The sequence below is a fragment of the Kitasatospora sp. NPDC032757 genome, from assembly GCF_055579305.1.
The window spans coordinates 52,006-69,387 of sequence record NZ_JBVINN010000016.1; the positions used below are offsets into that span (position 1 = coordinate 52,006).

General features: G+C 71.9%; 14 protein-coding genes, 1 tRNA gene and 1 pseudogene. 6 read left to right on the forward strand and 10 right to left on the reverse strand.

Annotation, left to right across the window (positions count from 1 at the left end):
• Positions 1-256: 256 nt before the first annotated feature.
• A complete protein-coding gene (gene grpE / locus ACZ5WK_RS19455; protein ID WP_465548621.1) occupies positions 257-877 on the reverse strand; it encodes a nucleotide exchange factor GrpE in 621 nt (206 codons plus the stop codon).
• On the reverse strand, positions 874-2,712 hold the full coding sequence (gene dnaK, locus ACZ5WK_RS19460; RefSeq protein WP_396324265.1) for a molecular chaperone DnaK: 1,839 nt from the start codon (positions 2,710-2,712) through the stop codon (positions 874-876). Before dnaK ends, grpE begins: the two co-directional genes overlap by 4 nt.
• A gap of 329 nt (positions 2,713-3,041) precedes the next feature.
• Between dnaK and ACZ5WK_RS19465 the strand changes: the two genes are divergently transcribed.
• From ACZ5WK_RS19465 to ACZ5WK_RS19480, 4 genes and pseudogenes are all read left to right on the forward strand, one after another.
• Positions 3,042-5,261, forward strand: coding sequence for a (Fe-S)-binding protein (locus ACZ5WK_RS19465; protein ID WP_465548622.1), 2,220 nt, complete (start codon positions 3,042-3,044; stop codon positions 5,259-5,261).
• A 481-nt stretch (positions 5,262-5,742) separates the two neighbouring features.
• Positions 5,743-6,816 (forward strand): annotated as a pseudogene (gene manB, locus ACZ5WK_RS19470) (mannose-1-phosphate guanylyltransferase); the annotation flags it as partial.
• A gap of 174 nt (positions 6,817-6,990) precedes the next feature.
• Entirely contained in the window at positions 6,991-8,037 is a 1,047-nt protein-coding gene (locus tag ACZ5WK_RS19475) for a Yip1 family protein (RefSeq protein ID WP_465548623.1), read from the forward strand.
• A 120-nt stretch (positions 8,038-8,157) separates the two neighbouring features.
• On the forward strand, positions 8,158-9,048 hold the full coding sequence (locus ACZ5WK_RS19480) for an alanyl-tRNA editing protein (protein ID WP_465548624.1): 891 nt from the start codon (positions 8,158-8,160) through the stop codon (positions 9,046-9,048).
• Between the two features lie 170 nt (positions 9,049-9,218).
• Here the strand turns inward: ACZ5WK_RS19480 and dcd are convergent, their stop codons facing one another.
• A complete protein-coding gene (gene dcd / locus ACZ5WK_RS19485) occupies positions 9,219-9,794 on the reverse strand; it encodes a dCTP deaminase (protein ID WP_396324261.1) in 576 nt (191 codons plus the stop codon).
• Between the two features lie 93 nt (positions 9,795-9,887).
• Complete coding sequence (locus tag ACZ5WK_RS19490) at positions 9,888-10,109, reverse strand: hypothetical protein (protein WP_153461495.1); 222 nt, start codon at positions 10,107-10,109, stop codon at positions 9,888-9,890.
• 282 nt (positions 10,110-10,391) lie between these two features.
• Here ACZ5WK_RS19490 and ACZ5WK_RS19495 point away from each other — a divergent pair.
• Positions 10,392-10,465, forward strand: a tRNA-Gly gene (locus ACZ5WK_RS19495).
• Between the two features lie 273 nt (positions 10,466-10,738).
• Here the strand turns inward: ACZ5WK_RS19495 and ACZ5WK_RS19500 are convergent.
• A complete protein-coding gene (locus tag ACZ5WK_RS19500) occupies positions 10,739-11,245 on the reverse strand; it encodes a nuclear transport factor 2 family protein (protein ID WP_465548625.1) in 507 nt (168 codons plus the stop codon).
• Positions 11,246-11,310: 65 nt separating this feature from the next.
• Entirely contained in the window at positions 11,311-12,342 is a 1,032-nt protein-coding gene (locus ACZ5WK_RS19505; protein WP_465548626.1) for a medium chain dehydrogenase/reductase family protein, read from the reverse strand.
• A gap of 123 nt (positions 12,343-12,465) precedes the next feature.
• Between ACZ5WK_RS19505 and ACZ5WK_RS19510 the strand changes: the two genes are divergently transcribed.
• Positions 12,466-13,119 (forward strand): TetR/AcrR family transcriptional regulator, encoded by a 654-nt coding sequence (locus ACZ5WK_RS19510; RefSeq protein ID WP_465548627.1) that lies wholly within the window; start codon positions 12,466-12,468, stop codon positions 13,117-13,119.
• A gap of 73 nt (positions 13,120-13,192) precedes the next feature.
• Here ACZ5WK_RS19510 and ACZ5WK_RS19515 read toward each other — a convergent pair whose 3' ends face one another.
• From ACZ5WK_RS19515 to ACZ5WK_RS19530, 4 genes are all read right to left on the reverse strand, one after another.
• Positions 13,193-14,320 carry a glycosyltransferase gene (locus ACZ5WK_RS19515; RefSeq protein ID WP_465548628.1) on the reverse strand — a complete coding sequence of 376 codons (1,128 nt, stop codon included), beginning with the start codon at positions 14,318-14,320 and terminating at the stop codon, positions 13,193-13,195.
• A 274-nt stretch (positions 14,321-14,594) separates the two neighbouring features.
• Entirely contained in the window at positions 14,595-15,473 is an 879-nt protein-coding gene (gene sigJ / locus ACZ5WK_RS19520; protein WP_465548629.1) for an RNA polymerase sigma factor SigJ, read from the reverse strand.
• A gap of 96 nt (positions 15,474-15,569) precedes the next feature.
• A complete protein-coding gene (locus ACZ5WK_RS19525) occupies positions 15,570-16,262 on the reverse strand; it encodes an NAD(P)-dependent oxidoreductase (protein WP_465548630.1) in 693 nt (230 codons plus the stop codon).
• A gap of 203 nt (positions 16,263-16,465) precedes the next feature.
• The gene (locus ACZ5WK_RS19530; RefSeq protein ID WP_465548631.1) at positions 16,466-17,245 is read right to left on the reverse strand and encodes an alpha/beta fold hydrolase; all 780 of its coding nucleotides are present in this window, start codon (positions 17,243-17,245) and stop codon (positions 16,466-16,468) included.
• Positions 17,246-17,382 lie beyond the last annotated feature (137 nt).

Consider the following 17,382-nt stretch of genomic DNA (forward strand, 5'->3'; position numbering starts at 1 on the left):
TCGCGGAACGCGCGCCCCCGGTCGATTCGCTCGCTGCGCTCGCTCATGCGCCCACCTCGCTTCGCTCGGCAGCCGCTTCGCGGAACGCGCGCCCCCGGTCGATTCGCTCGCTGCGCTGGCTCATGGCTGCCGCCACCTCCCACGATCCATAGTCAATGTGCTGTCAAGAGACAGGGACAGGGTGCTGTCAACGGAGACGGCGCTGCGGAGCCGGCCGTCGTACTGGACGACGTACGACTCCGCAGCGCACGGGTTGTCAGCTCTCCGAGCCACCGTCTGCCTTGTCGGCGTCCTCGGCCTTGTCGGCGTCGGGCGCGGCGGTGGTCTGGGTGCCCGGCTGGGGCTCCGCGACCGCCACCATCGCCGGGCGGATGATCCGCTCGCCGATCCGGTAGCCGGGCTGGAGGATCTGGACACAGGTGTCCTCGGTGACGTCCGAGGAGTAGCTGTGCATCAGCGCCTCGTGCATGGTCGGGTCGAAGGGCTCGCCCTCCTTGCCGAACTGCTGGAGGCCCAGCTTGGCCACGACCGTCTCCAGGGACTCGGCGACGGACTTGAAGCCGCCCGTCACCTCGCCGTGCTCGCGGGCCCGGCCGATGTCGTCCAGGACCGGGATCAGCGACTCCAGGATGTTGGAGACGGCGATCTCACGGACCGTCAGACGGTCGCGCTCGACCCGCTTGCGGTAGTTCTGGTACTCGGCCTGAAGGCGCTGGAGGTCCGCCGTCCGCTCGGCCAGCTCGCGCTTGGCCGCGGCCGCGTCGCCCGCGCCGTCGGTGCTGTCACCGGCCGCGGCGGCCTCCTCGGCGGCCTTGATCACGGCCTCCTCGGCGGCGGAGTCGTCGCCGGGCTCAGCACCCTGCGGCTTCTCCGTCATGCCGCACCGCCCTTGGGCTTCTCGTCGTCCACGATCTCGGCGTCGACGACGTCGTCGTCCTTGGCACCGGCGGCGTCACCGGCCGGGGCGGCACCGGCGGCGTCGGCGTTGGCGTACAGGGCCTGGCCGAGCTTCTGGGCGGTGGTGGAGACCTTCTCGGAGGCGTCGCGGATGGCCGCGATGTCCTCGCCCTTCAGGGCCTCCTTGAGCTCGCCGATGGCGGCCTCGACCTCGGTCTTGACGTCGGCCGGGAGCTTGTCGGCGTTGTCGGCGATGAACTTCTCGGTCGAGTAGACGAGCTGCTCGGCCTGGTTGCGGGTCTCGACCGACTCGCGGCGCTTGTGGTCCTCCTCCGCGTACTGCTCGGCCTCGCGCATCATGCGCTCGATGTCGTCCTTCGGCAGCGCGGAGCCGCCGGTGACGGTCATCTTCTGCTCCTTGCCCGTGCCGAGGTCCTTCGCGCCGACGTGCATGATGCCGTTGGCGTCGATGTCGAAGGTGACCTCGATCTGGGGCAGGCCGCGGGGGGCCGGCGGGAGACCGGTCAGCTCGAACATGCCGAGCTTCTTGTTGTACGCGGCGATCTCGCGCTCGCCCTGGTAGACCTGGATCTGCACGGACGGCTGGTTGTCCTCGGCCGTGGTGAAGATCTCGGAGCGCTTGGTCGGGATCGTGGTGTTGCGCTCGATCAGCTTGGTCATGATGCCGCCCTTGGTCTCGATGCCGAGGGACAGCGGGGTGACGTCGAGCAGCAGGACGTCCTTGACCTCGCCCTTGAGGACACCGGCCTGGAGCGCGGCGCCGATGGCGACGACCTCGTCCGGGTTGACGCCCTTGTTGGCGTCCTTGCCGCCGGTCAGCTCGCGGACGAGCTCGGCGACGGCGGGCATGCGGGTCGAGCCGCCGACCAGGACGACGTGGTCGATCTCGGAGAGGGCGATGCCCGCGTCCTTGATGACGTTGTGGAACGGGACCTTGCAGCGCTCCAGGAGGTCCGCGGTCAGCTGCTGGAACTGGGCCCGGGTGAGCTTCTCGTCCAGGTGCAGCGGGCCCTCGGCGGAGGCCGTGATGTAGGGCAGGTTGATCGAGGTCTCGGAGGACGAGGACAGCTCGATCTTGGCCTTCTCGGCAGCCTCGCGCAGACGCTGGAGGGCCATCTTGTCCTTCGACAGGTCGACACCGTGGCCGGCCTGGAAGACCTTCACCAGGTGGTCGACGACCTTCTGGTCCCAGTCGTCACCACCGAGGTGGTTGTCACCGTTGGTGGCCTTCACCTCGACGACCCCGTCGCCGATCTCCAGCAGCGAGACGTCGAAGGTGCCGCCGCCGAGGTCGAAGACCAGGATGGTCTGGTCGTCCTTGTCCAGGCCGTAGGCCAGGGCGGCCGCGGTCGGCTCGTTGACGATGCGCAGGACGTTGAGGCCCGCGATCTCACCGGCCTCCTTGGTGGCCTGGCGCTCGGAGTCGGAGAAGTACGCCGGGACGGTGATGACGGCGTCGGTGACCGTCTCGCCCAGGTACGCCTCGGCGTCGCGCTTCAGCTTCTGCAGCACGAAGGCGCTGATCTGCTGGGGGTTGAAGTCCTTGCCGTCCAGGTTGATCTTCCACCCGGTGCCCATGTGGCGCTTGACCGAGCGGATGGTCCGGTCGACGTTGGTGACCGCCTGACGCTTGGCCACCTCGCCGACCAGCACCTCGCCGTTCTTCGCGAAGGCGACGACGGACGGCGTGGTCCGCGCACCCTCGGCGTTCGTGATGACGGTGGGCTCGCCACCCTCAAGGACGCTGACGACCGAGTTCGTCGTACCGAGGTCGATGCCGACCGCGCGTGCCATCGTTGGTACCTCCACGGAAGAGTTGAGCTTTACGGGCTCAAGGATGCACGACTCGGCGGGGGGCGTCAACAGCCATGAGTCGGTGGCGCTCAACTTTGCTGAGCGGTTGCGCGGAGACTTCCGGGTGTCGCGCGGGGATGGGGCCGGGTGGACCCGGTGGGCTGGCGTGGTGAGTGTGGACTCACGTGACTGCCGCCATACGTTGAACACCTTCTGGAGAAGAGTTGACAAACGGTAATGTCCGGGCCGTCGGCCCAGGAAGTTACCGACGAGTACAATCGATCCGGAGAGACCGCCAACCCAGCAAAGCCGCAGGAGACGGAGAGCCGATGCAACTAGCAGCGATCGTCATCTCGCTGGTCACGTTTGTGATCGGCACCGCGCTCGCCGCACGTGGGGCGCTGTACATCTTCAAGGTGGTGCGGACCGGCCAGTCCGACCCCACCAGGTTCGGAAAGCCCGTACAGCGGGTGAAGACCGTGGCGGTCGAGTTCGTCGGCCACACCCGGATGAACCGCTGGGGCGTCGTCGGCATCGCGCACTGGTTCGTCGCGGTCGGCTTCTTCAGCCTGGTGCTGACCATCGTCAACGCCTTCGGCCAGCTCTTCGACGCCGAGTTCGCGCTGCCGATCATCGGCCACTGGATGCTCTGGCAGCTCTTCGTCGAACTGATCGGCACCCTCACCACGGTGGGCATCGTGACCCTGATGGTGATCCGGCTGCTCAGCCTGCCGTCCCGGTCCGGCCGCAAGTCCCGGTTCGCCGGCTCGATCGCCTGGCAGGCCTTCTACGTCGAGTACACGATCCTCGGCATCGGCCTCTGCATCCTGATGCTGCGCGCCCTGGAGGGCGCCCTCAACGGCGTCGACTCGTACGGGCCCGAGCACCTGGTCTCGTACCCGCTGGTCTCGGCGCTCAGCGGGCTGCAGCACGGCACGCTGGAGAACCTGATCTACTTCTTCGCGATGCTGAAGATCTGCATCTCGTTCGCGTGGGCGACCACCATCGGCATCAACCCCTCGATGGGTGTGGCCTGGCACCGCTTCCTCGGCTTCTTCAACATCTACTTCAAGCGCGAGGAGGACGGCGGCACCGCGCTCGGCGCCCTGCGCCCGATGACCAGCGGCGGCGCCCCGATCGACTTCGAGGACCCGGCCGACGACGCCGTCTTCGGCGTCTCCCAGGTCGAGCACTTCTCCTGGAAGGGCATCCTCGACTTCTCCACCTGCACCGAGTGCGGCCGCTGCCAGTCGCAGTGCCCCGCCTGGAACACCGGCAAGCCGCTCTCGCCCAAGCTGCTGATCATGGGCCTGCGCGAGCACGCCTTCGGCAAGGCGCCGTACCTGCTGGCCGGCGGCGGCAAGGACATGGAGGGCGAGGAGAAGGCCACCGCCGAGCAGCTCGCCGGCGTCCCGGCCGCCGCCCTCGCCGAGGCCGAGCGCCCGCTGATCGGCACCGCCGAGGAGAACGGCGTCATCGACCCGGACGTCCTGTGGTCCTGCACCACCTGCGGCGCCTGCGTCGAGCAGTGCCCGGTGGACATCGAGCACATCGACCACATCGTCGACATGCGCCGCTACCAGGTGATGATCGAGTCCTCGTTCCCGACCGAGGCCGGGACGATGCTCAAGAACCTGGAGAACAAGGGCAACCCGTGGGGCATGGCCACCAAGGCCCGCCTCGACTGGGTCAAGGAGCTGAAGAAGGAGACCGGCATCGAGGTGCCGGTGATCGGTGAGGACATCGACCCCGCCGAGGTCGAGTACCTCTACTGGGTCGGCTGCGCCGGCGCCCTGGAGGACCGCGCCAAGAAGACCACCAAGGCCTTCGCGGAGCTGCTGCACACCGCCGGCGTGCAGTTCGCGATCCTCGGCAAGGAGGAGTCCTGCACCGGTGACTCCGCCCGCCGCCTGGGCAACGAGTTCCTCTTCCAGATGCTCGGCGCGCAGAACGTCGAGACCCTGAACGCGGCGCTGGAGGACGCTCCGAAGAAGCGGATCGTCGCCACCTGCCCGCACTGCTTCAACACCATCGCCAACGAGTACCCGCAGCTGGGCGGCCACTTCGAGGTCATCCACCACACCCAGCTGCTGCAGCACCTGATCGACGAGGGCAAGCTCGTCCCGGTCAACCCGGTCGAGGGCCTCATCACCTACCACGACCCCTGCTACCTGGGCCGCCACAACAAGGTCTACAGCCCGCCGCGCGAGATCATGGACAAGGTCCCCGGTCTGCGCCAGCAGGAGATGCACCGCCACAAGGAGCGCGGCTTCTGCTGCGGCGCCGGCGGCGCGCGGATGTGGATGGAGGAGCGGATCGGCAAGCGGATCAACACCGAGCGCGTGGACGAGGCGCTGTCCCTCAACCCGGACATCGTCTCCACCGCCTGCCCGTTCTGCCTGGTGATGCTCTCCGACTCGGTCAACGGGAAGAAGAACGAGGGCGCGGCCAAGGAGCACCTGAAGGTGGTCGACGTCGCCCAGCTGCTGCTCGACTCCGTCAAGGCGGCCCCGCCGGCCGCGGCGGAGCCGGAGACCGTCGACGCCTGAGGCCTGAGGCCTGAGGCCTGAGGTTTCGGGTCCGCGGCCTGAGGTCTCGGGTCCGAGGTGCCGCCGACCGAGGTCGGCGGCCTGAGGCCCGAGGCCCGACGGACGGGGACGGCCGGCGCCCGCACAGGGCGGGCGACCGTCCCGGTGTTCGACAGTTCTGTTACAACTGCCCGGCCCGGTGGGTGCCACGAGCGCCCGCCGGGCCGGGCTTTTCGCCGGGCCCGGCGGCGGGCATTCCACCGGGTTTCACCGGGCCCTCGCCCGGCTTTCCGCCCTGCGTCGCAGGCCGGACCGGTCCGGCCGGGGCGCCAACCGCCGGACCACCGGGAGGCATCCCGGTTGGAAGGAAATACAGTAGGCGCCTGACCGGCCCTGCGCCGGTCGACCCGTTCCGGCCCACCGGACGGGCGTCCAGACCACCGACGGAGGTATCGGCCCGCCGGGCCGGGCCGCAGAGACCACAAGGGGAACAGCGCAGACCATGACCGAGGCGATCATGCTGGTCGGTGGTAAGGGCACGCGACTGCGTCCGCTGACCACCCACACCCCGAAGCCCATGCTGCCCGTGGCAGGCGTCCCGTTCATCGCGCACCAGCTGGCCCGCGCGGCTGCCGCCGGGGTGACCCGCGTGGTGCTGGCCACCTCCTACCTGGCCGAGGTCTTCGAGGACCACTTCCAGGACGGCACCCCGTACGGCATCGAGCTCGTCTACCTGACCGAGCGCGAGCCGCTCGGCACCGGCGGCGCCATCCGCAACGCCGCCTCGGGGCTCACCTGCGGCCCCGACGAGCCGGTCCTGGTCTTCAACGGCGACATCCTGTCCGGCGTCGACATCGCCGCCCTGCGCGACGGCCACGTGGCCGCCGGGGCCGACGTCACCCTGCACCTCACCCGGGTCGAGGACCCGCGCGCGTTCGGGCTGGTCCCGACCGACGAGAACGGCCGGGTGCTGGAGTTCCTGGAGAAGCCGGAGACGCCGGAGCAGATCGTCACCGACCAGATCAACGCCGGCTGCTACGTCTTCACCCGGTCCGTGATCGACCGCATCCCGGCCGGCCGGGAGGTCTCCGTCGAGCGCGAGACCTTCCCCGAGCTGCTGGCCACCGGTGCCCTGCTGCGCGGCGTCGTGGACACCTCGTACTGGCTGGACCTCGGCACCCCGGCCGCCTTCGTCCGCGGCTCGGCCGACCTGGTGCTCGGCAAGGTCGACTCCCCGGCCGTCCCCGGCCCGACCGGCGACGCCCTGCTGCTGCCCGGCGCGACCGTCCACCCGAGCGCGGTGCTGAGCGGCGGCAGCGTCGTCGCCGAGGGCGCGGTGGTCGACGCCGGCGCGATCGTCGAGGGCAGCGTCATCCTGCCCGGCGCGGTGATCGGCCCGGACAGCCTGGTCAAGGACTCGATCGTGGGCGCGTACGCCTCCATCGGCGACCGGACGGCGCTGGACGGCGCGGTGATCGGCGACGGCGCGATCGTCGAGGCCGACAACGAGCTGCCGAGCGGCGTCCGGATCGCCTGCGGCACGCTGCTGCCGGTCGGCGCCGTCCGCACCTCGGCCGGCCCGGGCGGCTGCCCGGCGGGGACCACGGCCGCCGCGGCGGTGCACGCGCCCAAGGTGTCCGCGCAGCGCTGAGTGCGAGCGGGCCGCCCGGCCGTCACAGGCTCGCTGCAAACGTGCCCCGGCCCGGGTGCACGGCCGACGCGGGGTCAGCCGGACGGGTACCTTCGGAACGTGGCTGGTAATCGATACGACAGCGGTCAGGGCGCCGACCCCCACGGCGGGTGGTCGGCTCCTCCGCCCTCGGCGGGGGCGCCCGGGGGGTACGGGCAGGTGGACGGGCCGGAGTACTTCACCGCCCCGCACCGGGGGGCGCCGGGGGGCGGCCAGGGACACGGCGCCCAGGCCCACGGCGGCCAGGGGCACGGGGGCGGTCAGGCCCACGGCGGCCAGGGCGGGTACGACCCGTACGCCGCCGACCAGCCCGGCCACACCCGGGCGTTCCCGACCGGCGGCGACCCGTACGCGGGCGAGCCGTACCCGTACCAGGGGCAGGGGTACCCGCAGGAGTACGGGCAGCCCTATCCGGACGGCGCCTACGACCAGGGCGGGCCCCACGGCTACGGCCAGGACCAGGCGTACGGCCAGGACCAGGGCTACGGCCAGGAGCAGGGCTACGCCCAGGACAACGTGGGCGTCTACCGGGCCGGCGGCCAGTCCGCCCCGCACGTCTCCGGCCCGCGCCCGACCTGGCGCGAGCTGCTGGTCGGCCTCTTCCGCAACCCGACCGCGACCTTCGACCGCACCCGCGACCACCAGGTCTGGCTCCCCGCGCTCACCGTCTCGCTGCTGTACGGCGCGATGGCCGTGCTCGGCATCGGCCTGACCCACGACGACGTGGTCAACTCGACCTTCACCGTCGCACTCACCGCCATGCTCGTGGCCGCGATCGGCTTCACCCTGGCCGGCGCCACGCTCGGGGCGGTGACGTACGCACTGGCCCGCCAGTTCGGCGGGGACGGCCCGTGGAAGTCGACGGTCGGCCTGGCCGTGCTGATCGGCTGGACGACGGACGCGCCCCGGCTGCTGCTGGCCCTGGTGCTGCCCTCCGACAACATGGTGGTCCAGGTCGTCGGCTGGGCGACCTGGGTGCTCTGCGCCGTGCTGCTGACCACCATGGTCCGCCGGCTGCACGACCTGCCCTGGGGCAAGGCGGCCGGCGCGGCCGCGCTGCAGCTCCTGGCGCTGCTGGTACTGATCAAGCTGCCGACCCTGGGCTGAGCCCGTCGGCCGGGGGCCGGGCGCTGCCCGCGCGGCGCCGTGCCGGGAGAGAATGGACGACGGGCCCCGCCTGCGGGGCCCGTTCCGCTTCCCACCACCCTCACGCGCACGGAGCCAGGAATGACCCTCCCCACCACCCACGTCAGCTTCCCGGCCGGGGCGGTGACCGGCGAGTCCCCGGTGCTCGCGGTGCACCCGCTGGACGGCGGACGGTACGCGGTCGTCACCGAGGCGACCCCGTTCCACCCGCTCGACCACACCTGGCCCGACCAGCCCGCCGACCTCGGCACCCTCACCGTCGACGGCTCCGAGCTCGCCGTCGTCGACTGCCTGACCGGCGCGGTCGGCCCGGACGGCGGCGCGCCGCTGGTCGGCGCCGGCATCCCGGTCCGCCGAGGCGACGAGGAGTGGTCCTGGCTGGTCCTTCACGTGGTCGACGGAGACCCGGGCGACCTGGCCGGCAAGGTCGCGGTGCTCGCCGTCGACGCCGAGCGCCGCGCCGCCCTCTGCGCCTCGCACAGCGGGTGCCACCTGCTCGCCCTCGCCCTGAACGCCGCGCTGGCCCCGCGCTGGCGCAAGGACCCGGGCCGCGCCGACGCCTTCGGTCACCCGGACTTCGACAGCCTCGCGATGGCCACCTCCGTGATGGACACCGAGGCGAGCACCGACACCTACCGGCTCGGCAAGTCGCTGCGCAAGAAGGGCTTCACCACCGAGGCGACCGAGGACTTCCCGGCCCTCGCCGAGGCCCTGCCCGCCCTCACCGAGGCCGTCAACCGGCAGCTGGCCGCCTGGGTCGCCGCGGACGCCGCCGTCCGCATCGACGTCCCCGGTCCCGAGCTGACCGCCCGCCGCCAGTGGCACTGCGAGCTGCCCGAGGGCCCCGCGCAGATCTTCTGCGGCGGCACCCACCTGCACCACCTCGGCGAGCTGGCCGAGCTCCGCACCGAGCTGCGCCTCTCCGAGGACGGCAGCGAGCTGGTCGCCGTCACCCGCCCCAAGCGCGGCTGAGCGGGCCCTGAGCGGGCTCTGAGCAGCCCTGAGCAGCCCTGGTAGCCCTGAGCCGGGCCCGTAACACCGCGGGCGGCCACCCCCCGTCGTCCGGGGTGGCCGCCCGCTGTGCGTGCGCTCTCCGTGGTCCTCGTCCCGGATCCTCCCGGGATCCTTCTCGGACCCCCGGATCAGATCTTCGTACGGTGGAAGTTCAGGAACGAGCGGGACGGCGTCGGGCCGCGCTGGCCCTGGTAACGAGAGCCGTAGCGCGCGGAGCCGTACGGGTGCTCGGACGGCGATGAGAGCCGGAACAGGCAGAGCTGCCCGATCTTCATCCCCGGGAAGAGCTTGATCGGCAGCGTCGCGACGTTCGACAGCTCCAGCGTGACGTGCCCGCTGAAGCCGGGGTCGATGAAGCCGGCCGTGGAGTGCGTCAGCAGGCCGAGCCGGCCCAGGCTGGACTTGCCCTCCAGTCGCGAGGCGACGTCCTCGGGCAGCGTGATGACCTCGTACGTCGACGCCAGCACGAACTCACCCGGGTGCAGGATGAACGCGTCGTCGCCCTCCGGCTCGACCAGCCGGGTGAGGTCCGGCTGCTCCTCGGAGGGGTCGATGTGCGGGTAACGGTGGTTCTCGAAGACCCGGAAGAAGCGGTCCAGTCGCACATCGATACTGGAGGGCTGGATCATCGCAGGGTCGAACGGGTCGATCACGACCCGGCCCTTGTCGATTTCGGTCCGGATGTCCTTGTCAGAGAGCAGCACGCTTCGAGGTTACGTGCACGACACGGCCCCGGACGAATCGCCCGGGGCCGCACCCGTCACTCCCGCCGCGCTTCCGCGCCGCTTCCGCCTCGGTCAGGCCAGGAACTCCGCGGCCTCCAGCCGCATCGCCCGGGCCAGTTGCGGAGCGGACAGCTCCTGCACGTCGGCCAGCACCGAACTCCGCAGCCGTCCGCACTGCGGACAACGGATCAACCGGCCGGGCCCCAGCCGACCGGGCCCGAGGTTCTGCATCGGGAACGTGGTGGTGCTGAACAGGTGCCCCTCGGCACAACGAACGACGGCGCGCTGCTCCATCGGTCCCCTTCCCATCCTTACCCCAGTACTCACCCGTACTCATCGCGCCCCGGACGGGCCGGGGCCCCCGGGACAGCGTCACATTAGGGGAAGTTCCGGACATTCCACACCACGGCTCGCCGCCCCGAAACCCACCCCGCCGGAGCACTCTCACGCGGCCCACACAGTACGCCTCCGCCCCGCCCCGGGCCGCCTCCGCCACGACCTCCTGCCACCTGTGCAACCGGCGTCACGGATGGGGTACAGTGATGGCGGATCGAGCGGTCTCTGACGGCTCATCAGGCGGGCGTAGTTTAATGGTAGAACATGAGCTTCCCAAGCTTATAGCGCGAGTTCGATTCTCGTCGCCCGCTCCAGCAGTAAAGGCCCAGGTCAGGGGCATGATCCCCGACCCGGGCCTTTTGCGTTGGTGGAGCCGTTCCAGGCTCCGTGCCCCCCGCGGACCCTATTGGTCAGGCGCGTCTGTTCCGAACTTCCGTGCATGGCTCACCCGCCCCTGGGGGCAGGCGACTTGTCGGCGGTCGAAGTCGATGCGGACGTTGTCCCGGTCGAAGCCTCCGTTCCAGCGGGCGAAAGCCCCGGCCGGCCCTCGCGCGGGTGCCGAACCGGTGGGTGGTCGGTGCGTCGGCTCAGTGGGTGGGCGGGGTCCAGTCGGCGGGCAGGCCGGACTGGGCGAGGACGGAGTTGAGGCTGTAGTAGTCCTGGTCGGAAGCGATCCGGTGGTGCTCGCCGAGGTCGAGGAGGGTGGCCATCGGCACGGCGAACGGCTTGGGCGCACCCTTGAGGTGGCCGGAGTAGACGGCTTCGACGGTGATGTGGGAACCGTCCTGGTGGGTGGCCTTCACCGTGACGTGGACGTCGTCGATGAGGCTGTCGGTGCGGGCCTTCCACCCCGCGATCTCCTGGCGGCCGTGGAAGGTGACGCCCAGGCCCTGGTCGGTGTAGGTGCCGTCCGCGGTGAACAGGGCGCCGAGCGCCTGGGGGTCGGCACCGTTCCATGCGCCGGCCCATCCGGCGACGGCCTTCGGGAGGTGCTGCCCGGTGGGCTGCGCGGCCGCGGCGGTGGTGCCGAGTACGGCGCAGACGGCCGTGGCGCCGATCAGTGCGGTCAGGGTGCGGCGCGGGGTGGACTTCACGGTGGGACTCCTTCGGGTGGGGGCGGGTCGAGAGGCGGGTGCGTGGGGCGGGTGCGCGTCGGGGGTCAGGGGGTCAGGACGACCTTGCCGGAGACGGTGCCCGACTCGGCCAGGCGCAGGGCTTCGGCGGCCTCGGCGAGCGGCAGTTGGGCGGCGATGCGGGCGGTGACCTCGCCGCGGCGGACGGCGGCGAAGACCTCGGTGAGGTCGGCGCGCAGCCGGGCCCGGAAGCGGTCCTTGTTCAGCGGCCGACCGGCCCAGATGTTGTAGAAGTGGGCACGGCGCCCGTTGGGCAGGGTGTTCCAGAGCCAGGTGCGGGCGAGGATCTTCAGGACGGGCCACTGCTTGGAGCCGGTGTCGTCGCGGGTGGAGGCGCTGCCGTAGGAGATGAGGGTGCCGCCGGGGGCGAGCAGGTGCCAGGAGTCGACGACGCTCCGGCCGCCGACGTGGTCGAAGACGGCGTTCACCCCGCCGGGTGCCAGTTCGCGGACCTGGGTGGGCACGTCGCCGGCGCGGTAGTCGACCGGGACGACGCCCAGTTCCCGCAGGGCGTCGTGGTGCCGGGGGGAGGCCGTGCCGATCACCTTCACGCCCGCCGCGCGGGCGAGTTGGACCAGGACCGAGCCGACGCCGCCGCCGGCGCCGTGCACCAGGACGGTCTGTCCGGTGCGCACCCGGGCCTTGCGGTGCAGCATCTGCCAGGCCGTGATGCCGTTGACCACGACGGTCTCGGCCTCCGCCGCCGTGAGGCCCTCCGGGACTCGGACCGCGTCGTCGGCGTCGAGGACGACGTGGCTGGCCCACCCGCCGACCTTCACCAGTGCGGCCACCCGCTGCCCGGCCAGGGCCGGGTCGACACCCGCGCCGGTTGCCAGCACCCGGCCGACCAGGTCGTAGCCGGGCACGAACGGGAAGGCCGGCTGGTCGTAGTACCGCCCGCGGCGCATCTGCTGCTCGGCGAACGAGACGCCGGTCGCCTCCATGGCGACCACGATCTGCCCCCGGCCCGCCTCCGGAACGGCGCTCTCGCGGATCTCCAGGCCCTCCGGCGCGACGATGCCCGGCAGGACGACCTCGATACGACGTTGGGTGCTCATGATCGCCTCTTTCTCGTAGATGCTTTCGCGTTCGTTAGAAGTTATAGCTCTATCTGAACGCAAGAGTCAAGAGCGATGGTGATAACCTCTAACTAGCAACGGCTGGAGAGAAGAAGGCGGGTCATGGGCGAATCGGGTACGAGGACACCGAGGGAGCGCTACCGGGTACAGGTGCAGGAGGAGATCAAGCGGCACGCTTGGGGGCAGATCGCCACCGCCGGGGCCTCGGCGTTGTCCCTCAACGCCATCGCCAAGCAGATGGGCATGAGCGGGCCGGCCCTCTATCGGTACTTCGCCAACCGCGACGAGCTGATCACCGCGCTCGTCAGGGACGCCTACCGCAGCCTGGCCGACACCTTCGCCGCCCGCGCCGAGGCCGGCACCGACCTCGGCGGCCTGGCGGACGCGCTGCGCCGGTGGGCTCTGGACGACCCCCAGCGGTACTTCCTCGTCTACGGCACCCCCGTGCCCGGGTACCGGGCACCCGAGGACACCACGCGCATCGCCGCCGAGATCATGGCGCACCTCCTCGACGCCTGCGCCGCCGTGCAACCGCCCGCCACGCCGCGCCCGCTCGACACCCACCTCGCCGAGCACCGCGCCTGGGCCGGAGAGCACCCGGCCCCGTCATCGGCGCTCGGCCGGGCACTCGCCTTCTGGACCCGCCTGCACGGCGTCCTCTCGCTCGAACTCGCCGGACACTTCACCGGCATGGGATTCGACCCCACCGAGCTCTACGCCGACGAGGTGCGAGCACTCGGGGGCCGGTGGGGCTGACACCCGGGGCAGCCCGACCGCCGGAGTCGCAGGTCCGCTGACCTGCGACTCCGGCGGCTCGGGGGTGCCGGGGTCAGTGGGTGCCGGCGGCGAGGGCTTCGAGGGCGGGGACGAGGGCGGCGGGGGAGGGCAGGGCCGCGTTCTCGGCCCGGAGTCGGGCGGCTCCCTCGCGGAGGCCCGGGTCGGTGAGGAGACGGTCGAGGAGCGGGGTGTCGACGTCGGGGGAGGCGGAGCGCAGGGCGGCGCCGGCGGCGGTGAGGGCGTCGGCGTTGATGAAGTGGTCGGCGCCCTGGGGGAGCACGAGTTGGGGCAGGCCGGCCTGGAGGGCGGTGAGCATGGTGCCGGAGCCGCCGTGGTGGATCAGCGCGTCGGAGGTGGTCAGCAGTTCGGCGAGCGGGACCCAGGGGAGCGGGCGGACGTTGTCCGGCAGGGTGCCGAGCGGGGCGAGGTCGGCGTCGCCGACGGCCAGCAGGAACTCGGCGTCCACCGAGGCGGCGGCCTCGATGAGGCGGACGATCGCGCGGACGCCGTCCATTTCGGTGAGGATGGTGCCCAGGGTGACGGCGACGCGCGGGCGGGTGCCGCGGCGGAGCAGGTCCGCGGGGACCACACCGCCGCCGTTGAAGGGCAGGTAGCGCATCCGAAGGCCGTCCGGGTCGCCGCCGAGCGAGGCGGGGACGACGTTCACCGGGGTGGCCTTGGCGGGGCCTGCCAGACCGTGTGTCTCGTAGGCCTCGGTGAAGTTGGCGGCGATCCGCACGGCCATGCCGAGGCCCGAGGCCACGCCGAAGTTCTGGATCACCGAGGGGATCTCGAGCTTGGTGGCGACCAGCGGGGCGGCAGCCTGGAAGGAGTCGTGGACCACCAGGTCGGCGCCCCAGTCGCCGGCCGCGGCCAGCAGGCCGTCGACGGTGGAGCGGGAGGCGAGGGCGAAGCCCTTGGCGGCCCTGTCGAGGATCTGATCCTGGGTCAGGTCAAGCGCGACGTAGCGGATCTTCTCGCCGGTGGACTGCTCGATGGTCTCCCGGATGCTGCGGCCGTCGCCGATCTCGATGATCGGGAAGCCCGCCGCCCGGAGCGGTTCCAGGGGCCTCGATCCGGCGAAGAGGACCTCGTGCCCGGCGGCCCGCAGGGCCTGGGCGGTCGGGATCATCGGGAAGAGGTGGCCGGCCGCGGGCGGGCCGGTGAAGAGTATGCGCACGGGTGTCTCCTGATCATTCGGCAGTCGGGCCGGGCGGGCCGGTCCGTCGGCCGGTCGGGCGGTCGCCGGACTGGTGCGGGTCGTTCGGATGCGCCCGCACCTCCTCCCTATCGGAACTGACGAATGGTCAAGTCCTGTTCCCCGGGGGATCGATAATCGGACGTTCTGCCGCCGGCCTTGCCGGCCGGGAGGCGGTGTGCTCCGCGGTGGGGCGGGCGGCGGTGGGAGCGGCCGGAGGGAGCGGCGGTTCGGAGCGGCGGTTCGGGGTGGCCGCTCAGAGCGGTGGGAGGGGGAGGGTCCGGAGCCGGTCGGGGTCGGCGAGGAGGTTGATCTCGGTGATCAGGCCGTTGACGGCGGTGAGCGACAGGACGGAGAACAGCCTGCCGTCGGGGGCCGTGGCCAGGCCGAGGGTGCCGTTGATCAGGACCGGGCGGGCGAGCGGGGCGAGGCCGCGGAAGAGCAGGGCCTGCTGGGCGACGGCCGGGGCGCCGTGGACGAGGCGGGGCAGGGTGCCGAAGCGGGTGGCGCCGACGTCGGCGCGGAGGGTGACGTCCGGGTCGAGCAGGGTGACCAGGGCCTCGAAGTCGCCGGTGCGGGAGGCGGCGAGGAAGGCGTCCACGACGACGCGCTGGCGGGTGAGGTCGCTCTCCGGGGTGGCCGCGCCCCGGACCCGGCGGCGGGCGCGGCTGGCCAGCTGCCGGGTGGCGGTGGGGGTGCGGTCCACGATCGGGGCGAGGTCGTCGAAGGGCACGGCGAACATGTCGTGCAGCACGAAGGCGAGCCGTTCGGCCGGCGGCAGGGTGTCCAGGACGACCATCATGGCCAGCCCGAGCGAGTCGGCCAGCAGCGCGGCCTGCTCGGGGTCGGCGGCGTCGAGGCGGCCGATCACCGGGTCGGGCACATGGGTGTCCAGCGGCTCCTCGCGCCGGGCGGCGCGGGAGCGGAGCTGGTCCAGGCAGACCCGGCCGACGACGGTGGTCAGCCAGCCGGCCAGGTTGTCGACCCGGGACGCGTCGGCGCGGCTGAGCCGGAACCAGGCCTCCTGGACGGCGTCCTCGGCCTCGCTCAGTGAGCCGAGCATCCGGTAGGCCACCGCCCGGAGCCGGGGGCGCTGCTGCTCGAACTGCCGGGCCAGGGAGTCGATTTCGTTCATCGGGCGCCGTCGCAATCGGTCGTCGGGGCCGTCCGGTCGTGACGGGCTGGACTCTGTCTGACATGTGACGATAGGTCGGCCATGGCGGCGCGGGCGTCAGGTGGCGACGCCGACGGTCCGGTGGACCGACTCCGGCCGCTCCAGCAGGGCGAGCATGCAGTGGGCGACGTCGGCGCGGGCGACCGAGAGGCCGCGGCGCACGTTGCGCCCGTACGCCGTCCGGTAGTCGCGGGTGACCGGCTTGTCGGTGAGGCGGGGCGGGCGGACGATCGTCCAGTCGAGTCCGCTGTCGCGGACCACGTCCTCCATGTGGGCCAGGTCGGCGTAGTGCCGGCGCAGCGCGGCCCGGGTGAGCGGCGCGGCGAGGTGGCGCATGAAGAACCCGTCGCCCGGGTCGTGCCGGGGCGGTCGCGGGCGGGCGGGGGAGGGGACGGCGCCGATCGGGGCCGCGCTGACCACGATCAGGCGCCGGACGCCGACCTCGCGCATCGCGGCGGCCACCGACCGGGTGCCGCGCCAGGCGACCCCGGCCTCGGCGCCGGAGCGGGGGCCGAGGGTCGAGAGGACGGCGTCCGCACCGGTGATCGCGGTGCGCAGGGCGGCCGGTTCGGCGGAGGCCAGGTCGGCCTGGACGACCCGGACGGTCTGTGGGGCCGGGGCGTGGCCGGCGGTGTCGGACAGCCCGGCCGGGTTGCGGACCACGGCGGTGACGTCGTGGCCGGCGGCGAGGGCCTGGTCGAGGAGCTGCCGTCCGATACCGCCGGTGGCGGCGAGGATGGTGAGTTTCATCGGGCTGCCTCCTGTCTGCGAGGGGTGGCGTGCGGCGGCGACACCCTATGAGCGGATCGGACGGCAGGAGTGTGACGACGGGGGCGGTGAATGTGACGCAGGTCACATGATTCAGGGTCGCGGGGCCGGGTCGCGGGGCCGGGCCGTACGGCGCCCGGGCCGTACGGATCCCCGGCCTGTACGGCGCACCGGTCCGCGGCGGGTCAGGCGGCGGCGAGGAAGTCGCGGACGGTCTTGGTGAAGGCCTCCGGCTGCTCGGCGATCACGACGTGGCCGGTGTCGAACTCGGCGTACTCGCTGCCGGCGATGGCCGCGTGCAGGCGGCGTGCGTTCTCCACCGGAATGGTGGCGTCCTGGGCGCAGCCGATCACCAGGGTCGGGGCCTGGACGAGGGGGAGCAGGGTGGTGATGTCGAGGTGGAGGTCGAGTGCGATGTGCCGCAGTGTGCCGGGGGTCGGCTGCATGAAGCCGGCGCTGGCCTCGACGCCCTCGCGGCCGATCCGGTTGAGGAAGCCGCGGCTGAAGGCGGTCAGGGTGGCGTAGCGGCCGAAGGCGGCGGCGTCGCCGGCGAGGGCGAGCCAGACGGTCATCATGTTGCGCACGTACTCGTCGTCCGCGTTGATCCAGCCCGCGGTGGCGACCAGGCAGCGCACCTGCTCGGGGCGTCGGGCCGCGGCGGCGGTGGCGACGACGGCGCCGAGCGAGAAGCCGACCATGTGGACGGGGCCGCGGCCGGCGTCCTCGATGACGGCGTTGACCTGGGCGGCGAGGGTGTCGATGGTCAGCTCGGCGCCGTCGTCCTCGGCGGCCTCGCTGCCCGACAGGTCGGGGAGGAGCAGGGTGTAGCGGTCGGTGAAGGCGTCCAGCAGCTGGTCCCACATGGCGGAGCCGGGGCCGGTGCCGTGGACGAGGATCAGGGTCTCGGGGCCGTCGCCCACGATGCGGTAGGGGATGCGGGCGGTGTCGACGGTGACGCTGGGCATGGCGGGTGGTCCCTTCGGCGGGCGGGGTGCTGCGCTGGCAAAAAGTAAACTACACGGTGTAGGCGATGGATTCAACTACACCGTGCAGTGCAATGTGAGGAGTGGCCTCGCCCCGGCTGCGCGACCTCGAAGGCTGG

What these genes read in the sequence shown, in the direction of transcription:
- grpE (WP_465548621.1), bottom strand. Translation starts at nt 877, where the DNA reads ATGACGGAGAAGCCGCAGGGTGCTGAGCCCGGCGACGACTCCGCCGCC.
- dnaK (WP_396324265.1), bottom strand. Translation starts at nt 2,712, where the DNA reads ATGGCACGCGCGGTCGGCATCGACCTCGGTACGACGAACTCGGTCGTC.
- ACZ5WK_RS19465 (WP_465548622.1), top strand. Translation starts at nt 3,042, where the DNA reads ATGCAACTAGCAGCGATCGTCATCTCGCTGGTCACGTTTGTGATCGGC.
- ACZ5WK_RS19480 (WP_465548624.1), top strand. Translation starts at nt 8,158, where the DNA reads ATGACCCTCCCCACCACCCACGTCAGCTTCCCGGCCGGGGCGGTGACC.
- ACZ5WK_RS19490 (WP_153461495.1), bottom strand. Translation starts at nt 10,109, where the DNA reads ATGGAGCAGCGCGCCGTCGTTCGTTGTGCCGAGGGGCACCTGTTCAGC.
- ACZ5WK_RS19505 (WP_465548626.1), bottom strand. Translation starts at nt 12,342, where the DNA reads ATGAGCACCCAACGTCGTATCGAGGTCGTCCTGCCGGGCATCGTCGCG.
- ACZ5WK_RS19510 (WP_465548627.1), top strand. Translation starts at nt 12,466, where the DNA reads ATGGGCGAATCGGGTACGAGGACACCGAGGGAGCGCTACCGGGTACAG.
- sigJ (WP_465548629.1), bottom strand. Translation starts at nt 15,473, where the DNA reads ATGAACGAAATCGACTCCCTGGCCCGGCAGTTCGAGCAGCAGCGCCCC.
- ACZ5WK_RS19525 (WP_465548630.1), bottom strand. Translation starts at nt 16,262, where the DNA reads ATGAAACTCACCATCCTCGCCGCCACCGGCGGTATCGGACGGCAGCTC.
- ACZ5WK_RS19530 (WP_465548631.1), bottom strand. Translation starts at nt 17,245, where the DNA reads ATGCCCAGCGTCACCGTCGACACCGCCCGCATCCCCTACCGCATCGTG.